General features: G+C 38.4%; 23 protein-coding genes. 4 read left to right on the top strand and 19 right to left on the bottom strand.

All coding sequences use genetic code 11. The annotated features are described in order from the left end of the window. Positions 1–25: 25 nt before the first annotated feature. The 17 genes from tkt to AC6H4V_RS01380 all read right to left on the bottom strand — a co-directional run bounded on the left by tkt (position 26) and on the right by AC6H4V_RS01380 (position 12086). A complete protein-coding gene (gene tkt / locus AC6H4V_RS01460) occupies positions 26–1948 on the bottom strand; it encodes a transketolase (protein WP_497607191.1) in 1923 nt (640 codons plus the stop codon). Between the two features lie 20 nt (positions 1949–1968). Then, entirely contained in the window at positions 1969–2814 is an 846-nt protein-coding gene (locus AC6H4V_RS01455; protein WP_497607190.1) for a polyprenyl synthetase family protein, read from the bottom strand. Positions 2815–2826: 12 nt separating this feature from the next. After that, positions 2827–3807 carry a DUF7488 domain-containing protein gene (locus AC6H4V_RS01450; protein WP_497607189.1) on the bottom strand — a complete coding sequence of 327 codons (981 nt, stop codon included), beginning with the start codon at positions 3805–3807 and terminating at the stop codon, positions 2827–2829. Beyond that, positions 3808–4116, bottom strand: a complete 309-nt coding sequence (locus tag AC6H4V_RS01445) for a YbaB/EbfC family nucleoid-associated protein (protein WP_497607188.1) — start codon at positions 4114–4116, stop codon at positions 3808–3810. 3 nt (positions 4117–4119) lie between these two features. Further along, on the bottom strand, positions 4120–4485 hold the full coding sequence (panD, locus tag AC6H4V_RS01440) for an aspartate 1-decarboxylase (RefSeq protein WP_497607187.1): 366 nt from the start codon (positions 4483–4485) through the stop codon (positions 4120–4122). A 2-nt stretch (positions 4486–4487) separates the two neighbouring features. Continuing rightward, positions 4488–4862, bottom strand: coding sequence for a (2Fe-2S) ferredoxin domain-containing protein (locus AC6H4V_RS01435; RefSeq protein ID WP_497607186.1), 375 nt, complete (start codon positions 4860–4862; stop codon positions 4488–4490). A 107-nt stretch (positions 4863–4969) separates the two neighbouring features. After that, positions 4970–6265, bottom strand: a complete 1296-nt coding sequence (locus AC6H4V_RS01430; protein ID WP_497607185.1) for a UDP-N-acetylmuramoyl-L-alanyl-D-glutamate--2,6-diaminopimelate ligase — start codon at positions 6263–6265, stop codon at positions 4970–4972. Next, positions 6255–6839 (bottom strand): hypothetical protein, encoded by a 585-nt coding sequence (locus AC6H4V_RS01425; protein ID WP_428730829.1) that lies wholly within the window; start codon positions 6837–6839, stop codon positions 6255–6257. The genes AC6H4V_RS01430 and AC6H4V_RS01425 overlap by 11 nt, the downstream gene beginning before the upstream one ends. Before the next feature lie 21 nt (positions 6840–6860). Continuing rightward, a complete protein-coding gene (locus AC6H4V_RS01420; protein WP_428728893.1) occupies positions 6861–7136 on the bottom strand; it encodes a NifU family protein in 276 nt (91 codons plus the stop codon). A gap of 80 nt (positions 7137–7216) precedes the next feature. Continuing rightward, on the bottom strand, positions 7217–8449 hold the full coding sequence (locus AC6H4V_RS01415) for an aldo/keto reductase (protein ID WP_497607184.1): 1233 nt from the start codon (positions 8447–8449) through the stop codon (positions 7217–7219). A gap of 78 nt (positions 8450–8527) precedes the next feature. Next, a complete protein-coding gene (gene rplQ, locus AC6H4V_RS01410) occupies positions 8528–8878 on the bottom strand; it encodes a 50S ribosomal protein L17 (protein ID WP_428728890.1) in 351 nt (116 codons plus the stop codon). A 20-nt stretch (positions 8879–8898) separates the two neighbouring features. Then, entirely contained in the window at positions 8899–9891 is a 993-nt protein-coding gene (locus AC6H4V_RS01405) for a DNA-directed RNA polymerase subunit alpha (RefSeq protein ID WP_428728889.1), read from the bottom strand. A 26-nt stretch (positions 9892–9917) separates the two neighbouring features. Then, positions 9918–10544, bottom strand: coding sequence for a 30S ribosomal protein S4 (rpsD, locus tag AC6H4V_RS01400; RefSeq protein WP_497607183.1), 627 nt, complete (start codon positions 10542–10544; stop codon positions 9918–9920). Between the two features lie 11 nt (positions 10545–10555). Next, positions 10556–10948, bottom strand: coding sequence for a 30S ribosomal protein S11 (gene rpsK / locus AC6H4V_RS01395; RefSeq protein ID WP_299858835.1), 393 nt, complete (start codon positions 10946–10948; stop codon positions 10556–10558). A gap of 10 nt (positions 10949–10958) precedes the next feature. Then, positions 10959–11321 (bottom strand): 30S ribosomal protein S13, encoded by a 363-nt coding sequence (gene rpsM / locus AC6H4V_RS01390; protein WP_299858836.1) that lies wholly within the window; start codon positions 11319–11321, stop codon positions 10959–10961. 2 nt (positions 11322–11323) lie between these two features. Continuing rightward, positions 11324–11437 (bottom strand): 50S ribosomal protein L36, encoded by a 114-nt coding sequence (gene rpmJ, locus AC6H4V_RS01385; RefSeq protein ID WP_008338806.1) that lies wholly within the window; start codon positions 11435–11437, stop codon positions 11324–11326. Positions 11438–11741: 304 nt separating this feature from the next. Beyond that, positions 11742–12086 carry a hypothetical protein gene (locus AC6H4V_RS01380; protein ID WP_497607182.1) on the bottom strand — a complete coding sequence of 115 codons (345 nt, stop codon included), beginning with the start codon at positions 12084–12086 and terminating at the stop codon, positions 11742–11744. Positions 12087–12240: 154 nt separating this feature from the next. On the opposite strand from AC6H4V_RS01380, the gene AC6H4V_RS01375 reads away from it, so the two are divergent. The 4 genes from AC6H4V_RS01375 (at position 12241) to AC6H4V_RS01360 (ending at position 14403) form a co-directional block, all read left to right on the top strand. After that, positions 12241–13086 (top strand): CvfB family protein, encoded by an 846-nt coding sequence (locus AC6H4V_RS01375; protein WP_497607181.1) that lies wholly within the window; start codon positions 12241–12243, stop codon positions 13084–13086. Between the two features lies 1 nt (position 13087). After that, positions 13088–13294, top strand: coding sequence for a hypothetical protein (locus AC6H4V_RS01370; RefSeq protein ID WP_428728881.1), 207 nt, complete (start codon positions 13088–13090; stop codon positions 13292–13294). Positions 13295–13357: 63 nt separating this feature from the next. Then, a complete protein-coding gene (locus AC6H4V_RS01365; RefSeq protein ID WP_428728880.1) occupies positions 13358–13660 on the top strand; it encodes a chorismate mutase in 303 nt (100 codons plus the stop codon). Positions 13661–13668: 8 nt separating this feature from the next. Next, positions 13669–14403: a sulfurtransferase gene (locus AC6H4V_RS01360; protein WP_497607180.1), complete on the top strand. Its 735-nt coding sequence runs from the start codon at positions 13669–13671 to the stop codon at positions 14401–14403. Between the two features lie 31 nt (positions 14404–14434). On the opposite strand, the gene infA is transcribed toward AC6H4V_RS01360, so the two are convergent. Next, the gene (infA, locus tag AC6H4V_RS01355; protein ID WP_008338996.1) at positions 14435–14653 is read right to left on the bottom strand and encodes a translation initiation factor IF-1; all 219 of its coding nucleotides are present in this window, start codon (positions 14651–14653) and stop codon (positions 14435–14437) included. Positions 14654–14665: 12 nt separating this feature from the next. Then, a complete protein-coding gene (gene map / locus AC6H4V_RS01350; RefSeq protein WP_497607179.1) occupies positions 14666–15424 on the bottom strand; it encodes a type I methionyl aminopeptidase in 759 nt (252 codons plus the stop codon). Between the last annotated feature and the right edge of the window lie 2 nt (positions 15425–15426).

The following is a 15426-nucleotide window of genomic DNA, read 5'->3' as shown; positions in this document are numbered from 1 at the left end:
AGAGGCGTTTTGCCTCTCTTGATATTTAGATGATTTTTGCTAAAACAGCCTCAACTGTAAAACCGAATTTTACAAAAAGTTTATCAGCAGGAGCAGATGCACCAAATGTATCCATACCGATTACTTCATCGGCAAGGCGATACCACTCTAAACCGCGAGCTGCTTCAATAGCCACTTTTTTAGTCGCAGGATTTATGATTGAATCTATATAAGATTTATCTTGCTCTATAAAAAGGTCATAACATGGAACAGAGACAACATTTGCTTTGACACCTTTTGCATTTAACGCCTCTTTTACTTTAAGAGAGAGTTCCACTTCACTGCCGCTTGCCATAAGAGTTATAGTCGCATCTGCATCACTTGCAAGCAGGTATCCGCCCTGAGCCGCACTACCTTTAACCGCACTCGGAAGCACTGAGAGATTTTGTCTTGAGCAGACAAAGGCAGACGGAGATTTTTTCATCTCTAAGGCTACTTTCCATGCCTCAATATTTTCTGCACCATCCGCAGGTCTCCAAACATAGAAGTTTGGCAATGCTCTGAACTGGCTTAGATGCTCAATCGGCTGATGTGTCGGTCCGTCTTCGCCAACACCTATGCTGTCATGCGTCCATACAAAAAAGTGCTGAATCCCAGTCAAAGCCGCAATTCTAGCCGCCGGCTTAAGATAGTCAGAAAAGACAAAGAAAGTAGCTGAAAATGGCATCAAGTTTCCATACAACGCTATCGCATTTGTAATAGACGCCATCGCATGTTCACGGATTCCAAAGTAGATATTTCTGCCCTTTGGATAAACACCCATGTCAACAAGTTCAGTTTTGTTTGACGGGCTTAGATCTGCTGAGCCGCCTAAAAAGCAAGGAATTGCTCTTGCGATTGCGTTTAAGATTTTGCCGTTTGTGTTTCTTGTCGCATCGGCTTTTTCAAAAACAGGCCACTGGATACGGGAAAAATCAGGATTTTGCAGAGCTGACAAAGCTTCATTTTGCTCCATTAGCGGAAGAGTTTTAAGGCTGTGAGTCCACTCTCTCTCTAACAAATCGCCCTTTTCTACTGCGCATCTAAAGCGAGCCATTACATCTTCATCTACATGGAAATGTCTCTGTGTATCAAATCCGCAAGCACTTTTTGCCTCTGCAATAACATCGCTGCCAAGAGGTGCACCATGAGAGTGGTGAGAGCCTTCTAGCTTACCCGCACCCTTTGCGATAGTTGTATTTGCAATGATGATCGTAGGCTTAGAGTTGGATTTTGCAGTAGTAATCGCACTGTCAATTGCATCAAAATCATGACCGTCGCACTCTAAAACATCCCATCCTTGCGACTCAAAACGAAGACGAATATTTTCACTGATACTTAAACTCGTTGAACCCTCAATCGTAATACGGTTAGAGTCGTAAATTAGTACGAGATTGTCAAGTTTATTGTGTCCTGCGATAGAACACGCCTCATAACTCACGCCCTCTTCCAAATCTCCGTCACCGCATAAACAGTAAACTTTATGATCAATCACTTTTGCCGTTTCAGAATTAACCTGTGCACCGACAAACTTTGAAGCCATTGCGAAACCGACGGCATTTGCCACACCCTGCCCTAATGGACCTGTTGTTATCTCAACACCTGCAGTGTGCCCAAACTCTGGATGCCCTGGAGTTTTTGAGTCAAGTTGGCGAAAGTTTTCTAAGTCTTCAACGCTTAGACCATACCCCCAAAGATAGTAAAGAGAATAGATAAGCCCCGTCGCATGCCCGCCTGAAAAAACAAGTCTGTCACGGTTTAGCCAAGAGGGATTTTTAGGATTATGGTTTAGATGTTCGCTTAAAACAACTGCTATATCTGAGAGACCCATTGGTGCACCTGGGTGTCCTGAATTTGCAGCTTGAACCATATCTGCCGCTAAAAATCTAATCGTATCTGCCATCTTTTGGCGCATTGTATTGTTGTTCATACTTATTACCTTTGTTTAATTTATCTGTGTCTGTTGATATAGTGTGTTAAAAGTGGCGAGAGCTCATCTTTGAGCTTTACATCAAAACTCTCCAGCTCCTGAGTGACTTTTTGCGCCAACTCGTTTGCTTCATTCATAGCCCCGCCAAGACCAAGAAGCGTTACAAAACTATTTTTTGCTTCATCGTTATTTGTGAGTTTTCCAGCTATTTCACTACTTTGTGTTACATCCAAAATATCGTCTTGAATCTGAAAAAGCAGCCCGAGTTTTATCCCAAACTCATAAAGCCTCTCTCCCAGCTTTTCATCACCAACGATAATCGCTCCCATCTTCAGTGATGCGGCAATCAATTTTGCAGTTTTGTTAATATGCAAAACTTTTACATCCTCTATGTCAAGCGGTTTATTTTCAAAATAACAATCTATCGCTTGACCAAGTACCATGCCGTTCAAACCGCCATTAACGGCGAGTTCTCTTATGAGCGCCACTCTCGTAGCATCCGAAAAAGGGGCGTTGCATAAAACTTCAAAGGAGTAGGTATTGAGTGCATCACCTGCCAAAATGGCAGTTACCTCATCAAAGGCAACATGAAGTGTCGGTTCTCCACGCCGAAGCGGCGAATTATCCATAGCTGGCAAATCATCATGAATTAAGGAGTAGGTGTGCAAAAGCTCTATAGCGTATGCTCCATGGTACGCTCCGCCAACTAAAAGAGGATTATATGCATTGACAACGCTAAGTAGGAGTGCAGGACGAAATCTCTTTCCACCTGCAACAAGCATCTTTTGGAGTGCTTTTTCGTAAGTTGGATGAATACTCTTAGAGGTCGGTAAGTGATTTAGTAAAAAATTCTCAAAGTTTTGCATGCGAAATTGTATCTAATTTACTTTCACAAAAAACTGAAAATTTTCTCTTTCAAACAGAAGATTAACCTCATTTTTTGGCTTGTTTATCTGCGAAAAGATATCTTCTTGAGTTCTTATGCCTTTTTTATTTATCTGCATCAATTTATCGCCCACTTTTAAACCATAGTGCATTGCTTGCTTATCAATATGCAAAATTCGTAGGTTTTTATCAAAAGAGAGCCCTAAAAACTCTAAAAAGATATCAGCTCTGTATCCACCGCCAGCCCTTTTTTGTGTAGCCACCTTATGCATAGCCACTTTATCAGCTCTTTTAATCTTTAGTGTATGTTTAGAACCGATAGGGCTAAAAAGTATATCTCGCATCAATTGCGCACTATCTTTGACTTTTTTGCCATTAAATTCCAATATAATATCCCCTTCTTGGACAAGATTGCCTTGTATAAAAGGATTAGAGCTTGTCACAATAACAGTTCCATTTTCATCTTTTACTCGGATGCCAATATCACCGTAGGAGACCTCTTTTGTCTTTAAAAATCTTTCAATATACTCTTTTTCGATGATACCACGTGGGGTTACAATCCCCTCTAACGCACAGCAGCTATTGAGAATAAGGCTCGGCGCAGAGAGTGGCTCACTAAAGGTTGCGAGAGTATTTAAACCCACCTGCTTTTTTACGATTTTACCCTCTACAACCCGTTTATTATCGACACCAATCAGACCAAGAGGCATATTTATGTTTATAAGAAATGGGTACTTGAACTTTTTTTCATCCTCTATAAGATAAAGAGAAAGATATGGGTCATGTTTGATGATTTTTGCTTTGGGCGGTGTTGTGGAAAAAATTAATCTTTGGTTGTTTTTAAGAGGAACTTGAATTGTTTGTTCTACAATAGACTCAGAGTCTATAACTTTTTGTCTGCAAGAGTCTAGCCCATCCTTGCATGCGTAAAGGTTGAAAAAAAGTAGGTGCAGCGCTACTAATAGCCTAAGCACCTACTTGCTCCCAAAAGGGTTAATACCGCCTAGCATACCCAAAGCACTATTTTGTCTATTGTTTTCCACCATCTTATTGGCATCGTTAATAGCACCGATAAGCAAAATCTGTAAAGAGTCTTTATCTGTAAGAAGCGAGTCGTCAATATTGATGTCCGTCACCTCACCTTTGCCGTTTATGGTCACCTCAACCATGCCACCGCCGCTCTTTACCGTAAAATTTTTAGACTCTAATTCTGTTTGGAGTTTTTTAGCGTTCTCTTGCATGCTCTCAAGCATTTTACCCATCTCGCCCAAATTTCCAAACATCGATTAAATCTCTTCTAAAATTTCTTCGATATCGTTGTCTTCATTGACTAAAACAACTCTTGGTTTATATGCTGCAAGTTCACTCTCATCAAAGGTTGCATACGCAACGATAATGATTTTATCGCCCTTATGAACTTTTCTAGCAGCAGCGCCGTTAAGACAGATATCTCTCTTGCCACGCTCACCTAAAATAATATATGTTGAAAATCTCTCACCGTTATTGATGTTTAAAATCTCAACTTTTTGTCCAACTCTCATCTTTGAAGCCTCTAAAAGCTCCTCATCTACAGTAATAGAACCGACATAATTGAGGTTAGCATCTGTTACGGTAGCACGATGAATTTTGCTGTACAACATCTCTATTGTCATTTTTACATTCCCATCTGTTTTTTCATCTCACATGGAGAGATTGGCTCACCCCACATATCTTCGCTAATCAAATACTCTTTGACAACGTTTCCACCGATAAGGTGCTCTTCTATTATTCTATCAATCTTCTCTTTTGTAAGTGCTGCATACATAAAATGTCCTGGCTCCACAAGCATAACAGGACCTGCGAGACAACGACTAAGACATGAAGTGCGAATCGGCTGCACAGTACCCATAATCCCCTCTTTCATCAACTTTTGTGCCAAATGTTGAAACAGGTCCTGCGTTTGCGGATTGACACATGATGGTTTTGGCATCCCCGGAGGAGATGATTGTTCACACTTAAAGATATAAAATGCCGGCTGAGGAATCCCCATAAAAACCTTCCTTTTAAAAAATTTTGCAATTGTAACAAAAAAGTAACCCTAAAATGATAATAACCCTAAAGAAGTTTATTTATTTAAGGTTAGGACACCTATTAACGTTACTTCTCGGCAAGTATCTCTCGCACCACTTCTCTATCGTCAAAAGGAAACATTTGGTCATATATTATCTGATAAGTCTCATCCCCTTTTCCAAGAATAACAACAACTTCATCCTCTTTTTGCTCATTAAGTGCCATTTCGATAGCTTTTCTTCTGTTTAACTCAACAGTTACGATGCTCTTATCTTCTATACCCTCTAAAATATCGTTTACTATATCTTGAGGTTCTTCGTTTCTAGGGTTGTCGCTTGTTATATAAACTTTTTTTGCCAAGCTTGCCGCAACTCTGCCCATCAAAGGTCTTTTTGTTATGTCTCGATCTCCGCCTGCACCAAAAACCACTAGAAGTTCTTTCTCTTTTAGTGCATTAAGCACTTGCGCCATCCCATCGGGCGTATGGGCAAAATCAACAATAACATTTGGAACTTCACTTACCTGCTCCATGCGTCCGCTCACACCTGCAAAGTTATCGACAACCTCACACACCTCTTCAAGTTTTTTTCCGCTTAAAAGATGTGTTGCAGCGATTGCCGCCATAAGGTTATAGAGATTGAAAAAGCCATGAAGCGCAGATGTAAAGGGAACAACTTCACTAAAGTGCTGTATGATACCGCTGGATGCGTTGTTTAGCGAATAGGCTATCAATCTATACGTTGCTGAATTTTCAATCCCATAGGTAAAAGTATTTTTGATAGTAAAAGAGGCTTTTGGCTCATCTTTGTTTATAAGCTTTCTTCCCTCATCTTGAAAAAAGCTATTTTTTGTAGCGATGTACTCGCCTATTGTTTTATGAAAATCAAGATGGTCTTGCGTAATATTTGTTAAAATTTTGAGTTCAAAATTGAGTCCCTCAACTCTCTTTTGCGCTATTGCATGAGAACTTACTTCCATAATAAAAAAATCGCACCCCTCACTTACTGCTTGATAGATATGTTTATATGTATTGAGTAGTGACGGTGTCGTGAGTGTTTTTCCCTCAATTGTTCTGTCGTTCATAAAGAAGCCGCGTGTTCCTTGAAGTGCAGCTTTATAACCTAAATCCAAAAGAAATGAGTAGATAGCACTTGCGGTTGTTGTCTTACCGTTTGTCCCTGTAATACCGACAATCTTTATCTTATCGATACCAAAAAGTTTTGCAACCTCTTTGATGTTGATGATAGAGTGCGCTCCGTTAGCTTTTGCATCTTCAAGATACTTCTCATTTTGCGGCGTTAAAACAAACGCTGTCTCTGCGTCACACTCTTTGGAATCTTCCGTTATATATCTAAATGCTTCTTCTGGAAGTTCAATTTTCAACTTTTTTGCCTTGTGCTAATTTTTTGAGAAGTTTTCTAAGAAGTTTGTCACTTGGGTAAACACTCAAAGCATTTTCAAGATAGGTAAGTGCCATCTCTGCAAAATCATGCTCTATCAGGTTATCTAAAAAATCAACAAAATCCTCTTTCTGTGTGATGATAACACGCGTTGAAAACATAATATTTTCAAAAATTTCTTTAAAATCTCCACCATCGTCTATAAGAGTTTTAAAATCTTTATATAAAATCCCATCTTCAAACTCAACTCTATCACGCAGAGGTTCTGCAAAAACTTCTCGAAGCTTCTCTAGCGAACCATCCATGTTTTTGAGTATCTCGCTCATGATGATGTCCGCCTGCTCTTTGTCCTCTTCCTTGAGCACCTCATAGTAGTCAAAAAGAGCCTCTGCACCGCCCTCTCCGCTCAGTGCCATCTCTGCTAAGATAACACCATTGTAGGCTTCTTGAGAGTTAGGAAAATTTTGTAAAACAGCGGCAAATTTTTCCAATGCATTCTTATAATCTGATCTGGAGAAACTCTCTTTTGCTTGTGTTAATGTCTTATATTTACTCATCGCCATTTTTTTTACGCCTGTTTATAAATTATCTATATCGTTTTCCATACCAAGAGGAACATTTATAACTGTTAACTCTGGGTGAATATCCATCTTAAGTTGTCTCTCAACTCCATACTTAAGAGTTGTTCCACTGCTAGCGCACCCTATGCACGCACCACGTAGTTGTATATATACTTTTGAATTTTTAACTGTTATGAATGTAATGTCTCCGCCATCAAGTGCTAATGATGGACGAACTTTGTCAATAACTGTTTTTACTGGACTCATCAGCTCTTCGTCTGTAAATGGTATCATGCCCATCCTTTAAAATTTATCTGCTCTATTAGCTTCATAAGATATGACAAAATCGCTTAACATGCGATAAAAAATATGACTTATTCTCCCAGAGAAAGGATTTGATGCACATAGGATGGCTTGCGCATCCCCACGAGTATAACATCGACATTTTGAGCCTGCATCAAAAAGCGTATCGCACACTCCTGAATCGTAAAAAAGCACTCTTTAAAAAAATCTTGAAGTTCTGCTCGTGTCTTTTTTGAACACTCATACGCCACCATTTTTTTGTACTCCAAAAGATACATATCTAAAAAATTGACCATCTCTTGGCTCTCTTGTATATCCATTTGCTCTAATACTTTGCGAATATGCGGCACAATTTGTGTGTAGAGAAAAATATCATAACTACCAATCCAGTCAAACTTATGCATACTTGTATCAAGCTGTTCTATAAGGTTGTAAAGTGCCCTTAACTTTTCATTATCACAATACTCTAAGAGCTCGTTAAAGTGGTGGTAGTACTCCCTACTCTCTTCATAGTCAGCCAAACGGTACATTTTGTTATTGTATTTTGCATTTAGAGGTCTATTTGCCAACACACGAAGCCCATTATTTTTCGCCCATGCGGCACATTTGAGCCCATCTCTCTCTAAAATATTAATCGGAAGTTCAATAGTAGTAAAACTATGTTTGCTGTTGCCTGCTATGATTGCCGCGTTTTGCGCTAATGTAAGCAAATCTTCATAAGGTAAAAACTCTTCATCGGTCTCTCTGAGCGCAAAGCTATTTGAGCTGATACCATAAGAGTTGATTCTTCCTGCTTTTATCTCCTCTTCTAATCCGACGAAAGCCTCTTGCAGTCTTGCATACATGCCATCTAGTCTCTCATCTTTACTAACGCCTCTGTTGATGGCATTTAAGAGATAGTACTCTGGGTTATGAATCAAGTAGCACTCTAGCCTATCTCTCTCAAGTCTCTTTAATGAGAGCGTTAGCTGTTCATGCATAAAAGAGCTAGATATTGAGTGATAACACTCTTGTGAATACTTAACTATCTCATGAGAATTTGGTATGGTAGAAGGATTTTGAAGATACTCTTGAAGAAGCGTACCTTGTATATAGCCGTACTTGCTTATAACTTCAATCTCTTCTTGCACATCTTCGTCAAACTCATGAAGCGCGATAGCAATAGCGCGCTCTGCTCCACCATCCATATAATTTGAAGAAGTGTCAATTATTTTTACACCGGAGCGTATCGCTTCTTTGAGTGCTTCGATATGTTGTAAATTGGAGTCGCTTATTCTGTAAGTTCCAAATGCAAAAGTACTCATGCTTTCTCTCTTAAGTAGTTTGGAATGTGGAAATGTGGGGATAACAGCAGGATAGTCCCTGCTGCTAATAGAATCAGATTATACTAATTCTATAAATGCCATAGTTGTAGCGTCACCACGGCGAATACGTGTTCTAATAATTCTTGTATAACCACCAGCACGATCAACATACTTAGGAGCTATCTCATTTACTAGAGTTTTTGTTGCTTCTTTACTTTGAAGCGCCGCAAATACTGCTTTATGAGCATTTGAATCACCCTTACCAGCAACGGTAATAAGTTTTTCAACATAAGAGCGTAACTCTTTTGCTTTTTCTACAGTAGTTTCAATTTTACCATGTTCAATTAACGAAATACTAAGGTTTTTAAGTAAAGCAGCACGGTGTGCACTTGTACGACCTAGTTTACGGTATCCATGACGATGTCTCATCTATAATTCCTCTGTTGAGCTTATAAAGCTTCTATTTTCTTTTTTAATGCGCTTACAACATCATCTGCCAAGTCGCCACCAACTTCATAACCGAACTCTTGAAGTTTTTCAACGATCTCGTCATATGATTTTTTACCTAGATTTTTAACATTTTTGAGATCATTTGTACTCATCAATGCTATTTCACCTATAAGTTTAATGTTTGAGCGGTCAAGACAGTTAAAACTTCTTGCACTCAAACCTAAACTATCAATATGTGCACTCAATCTCTTAAGGTCTGGATTTTCTTCACTTCTTTCGATTGTTGCTGGAGCTTTTACGCTAATTTCACTGTTAAATACTGCCAATTGTGCATACATAACCTCTAATGAGTTTCTAAATGCATCAACTGGAGAGATTTGCCCATCAGTTCTGATGTTTAAAATCACTCTCTCAAAGTTAGGGTTATCTTCAACAAGTACGTTTTCAATTTTATATGTTGCACTGCGAACAGGTGTAAAATAAGCATCCAGTGCTATATAACCCTCTCCTAGCTCATCATATGTATCTTCACTTGCAACATAACCAATACCTTGAGCGATTTTAATGCTAAAGTTAAGCGTAGAATCTTCATTTAATGTAGCGAGATGAGTATTTGGAGTTACTATTTCCACTTCATTATTTGTAAGATCACCGCCTTTAATGGTACATGGACCAGCAAAGTTATAAGTAATCTCTGCTTCAGTTGCACCACCAAGTAGCTTAAAACGAATCTCTTTAAGATTTAAAATAAAATCTGAAATATCTTCAAGCATACCACGCACAGAGTCAAACTCATGCTTAGCACCTTCAATCTTAATAGCTATTGGTGCATAACCAACTGAGCTACTTAACAAAAAACGGCGAAGTGGATGAGCTAAAGAGATAGCATATCCCGTTTCAAACGGATATGCCACAATGTTGGCTTCATTCTCACTAATCTGCTCTACCTCAAATTCTTGAGGAGCAAGTGGAGTAGTTTTAATCTTTTTCATATCTCTTACGCCTTTTATTTTAACTATTATTTCGAGTAAAGCTCAACGATTAGACGCTCTTCTACAGGGATAACAACTTCTTCACGCTCAGGTAAACGAGTAAAGATACCGAATTTTTTATCAGCATCGATATCAACCCATGGAGCTAGACCAGTCTGGTTTGTAAGCTCTAAAGCACGAACGATTTGAGAGTTATTTTTGCTGCTCTCACGAATTTCAACTTTTTGCCCCGGTCTTACACGGTAAGAAGGGATATCTAGTTTCTTTCCATCTACCAAAATATGGCCATGTGTTACAAGCTGACGTGCAAAACGACGTGTCGTTGCAAATCCCATTCTGTAAACAACATTGTCAAGTCTCTGCTCAATCAAAGTAACAAGGTTTGTACCTGTGTTGCCTTCTCTTCTTTTTGCTTCAACGAATAACGCACGGAACTGCTTTTCAGAGATACCATACATAAACTTCGCTTTTTGCTTTTCGTTAAGCTGTAAACCATATTCTGAAGGCTTTTTACGGCGCTGACCATGCTGACCTGGAGCGTACGGGCGTTTTTCTAATGCAGATTTACCTGCTAAACGGCGCTCTCCTTTTAGGTTAAGGCTAACTCCGAATCTTCTTTCGATCTTTTCTACTGGACCTCTATATCTTGCCATCAGTAATCTCCTTAAACTCTACGGCGCTTAGGCGCGCGACAACCATTGTGTGGTAGTGGAGTAACATCTTTCATAAATGTTACGCGGATACCTTCAATAGAACCTACTGCTTTAGTTGCAGTTTCTCTTCCTGAACCAGGACCTTGAACTTTAATACCAAGTTCTTTTATACCATGTACTTGAGCTTTTGCTACTGCATCTTCTACTGCTGCTTGTGCTGCAAAGGGAGTAGATTTTTTGCTACCTTTAAATCCAAGGCTACCAGCTGAACTCCAAGCAATCATGTTACCCATCTCATCTGTAATAGTTACAAGAGTATTGTTAAATGATGCAGAGATGTGGCAGATACCACGTGCAATATTTTTCTTTACTACTTTTTTTCTAACAGCTTTTCTTTTTGCCATCTGCTATTCCTTACGCTGCGCCGACAGTTTTACGCTTGCCCTTACGAGTACGCGCATTTGTCTTAGTTTTTTGACCACGGCATGGAAGACCACGACGGTGACGAAGACCTCTATATGAACCTAAGTCCATAAGTGCTTTAATGTCCATTGCAACTTGTTTACGAAGATCACCCTCAACTACGTGATTTGCACGGATCTCTTTTGTGATAGCCGCAACATCATCTTCGCTAAGTTCGTAAACTCTCTTGTTATAGTCAATACCCGTAGCGTCAAGAATTTGACGAGAAGCATAAAGACCAATTCCATAGACGTACGTTAGACCATACTCTATTCTTTTTTTCTTTGGTAAATCAACACCTGATATACGAGCCATGGTTATCCTTGTCTCTGTTTATGTTTTTTAACTTTGCAGATTACTCTTACAATGCCTTTTCTTTTGATAACTTTACAGTCATCACACATCTTCTTAACTGAAGCTCTTACTTTCATCGAAAGTCCTTACAATAAATTCTTATAAAATCTGGAAAAATCCAGTTTTATCTCTTCACTAAAGCCACACTTATGTGCAAGAATCAATGAAACCTCATAAATCCATCCTCTTTGCTATTTTTAGGTAAATCTTTCTTTTGTATCTACCAATACTTTTGTCTCTACTTCTATGATAGAGATAAAAACACTCTCATTTTTTGTTAAAACAGCAAAGCGGAAGAGGATTATACACAAATAAATGTAAAATATTTATTAAATTACTCTATTTGACTCATTATATTTTTTTATTCGCTCTTTTTTACACCTATTCCCACATTACGCTCACTCCATACTCAGGATGCAAAACAATATATTTGCTATAGTGATTTTTTTTGCCATACTTTTTACTCAAAAGTTCGACTTCAAGCGTTTGATTTTCCAAAAGTTCTCTAACCTCTTTAAAGGAGAGCCATTTTCCATACCGCGAAAGTGTATTTTGCCAGATTCTAAAGCCACACGTTGCATCCTCTCTTAGCTCAAACAGCTCCCCGTCTTCTGTTTTCCAATGTGCATTTGTACATGCATAGAGCTTTACTTTTTTGCCTTGAATCTCTTTGTCTCTCACCTCAATTGCTCCGTCATTGCAGTATGGGCACTTTCCTAAAGTCATGAGAATCTTCTCCTCTTTAATTTTGAAAATAGTACTCTTTTTGATTTGTCACTATAAAAAATATTGCAAAATGTCATATTTTTCTTTGATTTTTATACCAAAGGTAAAAAGAGATATAATATTTTTTATTTTACGGAATTACCAAGGATTTACAGTGACACAGAACAAACACCTAGAGTTAGGATATATCAATACTCTTCAAATCGACCGCGATACACCACATGGACTTTTTTTAAAAGCCCTTGATGACAAAGATGTTCTTCTTCCAAAAGCTTACGTTACCCCTGATATGCACATCGATGATTTAGTGGATGTTTTTTTATATACAGACTCAGAAGATAGGCTTGTGGCTACTACCCTGCAACCAAAAGCATTACTGGATGGCTATGCACTTTTTGAAGTAGTTGATACTGCTCCTTTTGGCGCATTTGTGGACTGGGGACTTGCAAAAGATCTCTTTGTTCCAAATATGTTTCAAAAAACACCTTTTCAGGTAGGAGAGAAGAGATTTCTCAAAGTTGTTTATGATGAAAAAACTCATCGTCTTGTTGGGAGTGAAAAGCTAGGAAACTTTTTTGATAAACGACCAAAAGGTCTTGCTCCGCGCAAAGAAGTCACTATCCTTATCATAGCAAAAACTCCCCTTGGCTTTAAATGTATCGTCAATGAGCGCTATGAGGGGTTGATTTACCATAGTGAGATATTTGAAAAAATCGAACTCGGCATGCAAAAGAGAGCCTTTGTTAAGACAGTGAGAAAAGATGGCTGCATCGACCTCACTCTGCATGCAGATAAAGAGAAAAGAAAAGATGCCTCCGTTGAAAAAGTTCTCGCTTTATTGGAGCAAAGTGGGGGAAATATGCCCTATAACTACAAAAGCGATGCGGAGTTGCTTCAAGATGTTTTTGCACTCAGCAAAAAAGAGTTCAAGCGCTCACTAACGGCACTTCAAGAGAGCGGTACTATCGAAGTAAAAGAGACGGGTATTTACCTAAAATAAAATGGCAAAAGAGAAAAAAAGTATTGATTTAAGTGCACTCAACATCTCTTTTGTTGTGCAAAAAAGCACTTTTAAAGTTCTACGTTTTCATCCTGCAAAGATGACAGTAGATGTTATGATTTATGAAAATGGCACCAAAGAGGAGATAAAAATGTTCCCCTTTGCACATCTGCCAAAAGAGATAAAAAAAATTATCAAACCAAACTAGCGATAATAGAACTATTATCTCTTTTTTGTTACTATACCCTACTAAAAATTGGAGAAAACAACTATGGCTGAAGTTAAAAAATGCACATCCCTTGAAGAGGTAAGAAGTGAGATAGACAAGATTGATGATTTGATAGTAACGCTTATATCGCAAAGAAGTCATCTTGTACGCCAAGCTGCCTCTTTTAAAAACAGCATAGAAGAGGTTAAGGCGGAGGATAGAGTCGATTTTATATTGCAAAAAGTTCGCCACGCTGCTATTCAAGCAGATGTCTCTCCAAATATGATTTCTGATCTTTTTAAAATCATGATTAATGAAATGGTTGAAACAGAGATATCAGAATTTAGAAATACACAAACGTTCTAAATCATCGCATGAGATATTTTATAGCTTTACTTTTTTCTCTTAATCTTTTTGCTTATGATGCATTTTTAAAGCCTAACGAGCTTAAAAATCTACTTCAAAGTGATGCTATTATCCTTTTGGACGTAAGTTCTCTCTCCTCTTATGAAAATGGTCATATTAGGGGAGCGTATCATGTTTCTATCTCTGAGTTTACAAAGAGTCAAAACCCGAGGCTTGCTGCATCTTTTAGCAAAAAAGTTGCAACTGCGATGCAAAATCTTGGTATCAACAGAGATTCGCATGTTGTTATCTACTCACGAACAAATAGTGATGCTTATGCAAACGCCTTCCATCTTGCTTTTATTTTTATACAACATGGTTTTGAAAATGTTTCTGTTCTTGATGGCGGTTATCTTGCTTGGGTTTTTGAAAATTATAATGATGTCTCTTCGATAAAATCAAAACCACTCCATAAAGGAAACTTTGAAGCAATTTACAATCCAAAAATTTTGGTAGAGACGAGTAAAACAGAGGACGCCTTAGTGCTATTGCCAAGTAAAGAGGTCAAAGAGATTTTCTTCGATGATTTTACACTCAAGAGTACAGAAGCTCTCAAGGAAGTATTGAGTAGTGAGATTCGTCATGGAGATGCAGATGTTACTCTTTATGGTGTGAACTCTTTTTCACTCTATGCAAATTGGTATATTTTATATAAATTATTTGATTTGAAAAATATAAAAATGGATGCAGAGAGTTTAAAATAAGCTTGAGAGAAAGAGGTAAAAAAACCTCTTCTTATTTGTATCGGTAAGTGATACGCCCTTTATCCAGTGAGTATGGAGTTAACTCAAGTTTCACTTTATCACCCGGTAGTATCTTGATATAGTGCATACGCATCTTTCCTGCAATATGACACAATATGATATGTCCATTTTCTAACTCAACACGAAATGTTGCATTTGGCAAAGCCTCTATAATCTTGCCATCAACTTCGATAACATCTGATTTAGCCATTTTAATCCTTTTTTAAGCAATAGATAAAATTTCAGCTTTACCATTGACAATTGCAACAGTATGCTCATAGTGTGAACCGCGTAAACCATCGGCACTGACAACATCCCACTTATTTTCTAAAATAAGAGGTTTTGAATCTTTTTGACAAATCATAGGCTCAATACAAAAAACCATTCCATTTTTAATCTTTGGTCCGCCCTTTGCATCTTTGCCCTCTAAATAGTTTAGAATCTCTGGCTCTTCATGGGGTTTTCTACCAATACCATGTCCACAAAAACTGTATAATGGCACAAAACCTCTTGAGCGAATCGAATTTTCCAAAATCAAAGAAAGCTCTTTAAATCGCATCCCTACTTTAATCGCAGCGATTGCTTCATAAAGAGTATCTTTTGCACATGCTATGAGCTCTTCATCTCTCGCACTTACGACGCCCACAGGCACTGTAATCGCCGCATCACCAAACCATCCATCAAGCTCTACACCAATATCATAACCGATAATATCACCCTCTTGAAGTTTGTATTCTGATGGGATTCCATGGATGATAACTTGATTGAGTGAGCAGCAGACGGCGCTAGGAAAACCGTAGAGACCCTTGAAAGATGGTCTTGCATTATGAGAGCGGATATAATCCTCTGCCATAGCATCAAGCTCTTTAAGTGAAGCCCCTACTTTTGTGTTTTGACGTAGTAGTTCAAGAGTGCTACCAACAATTTTATTGGCAGCACGAAGTTTTTCAATCTCTTTTGGTTGTCTTAGCGCTATGGCCATTA

The sequence above is a fragment of the Sulfurimonas lacustris genome (genome assembly GCF_059705355.1).
Note: the sequence above shows the minus strand (reverse complement) of the source record. Positions and strands in the feature narration are given on the sequence as shown.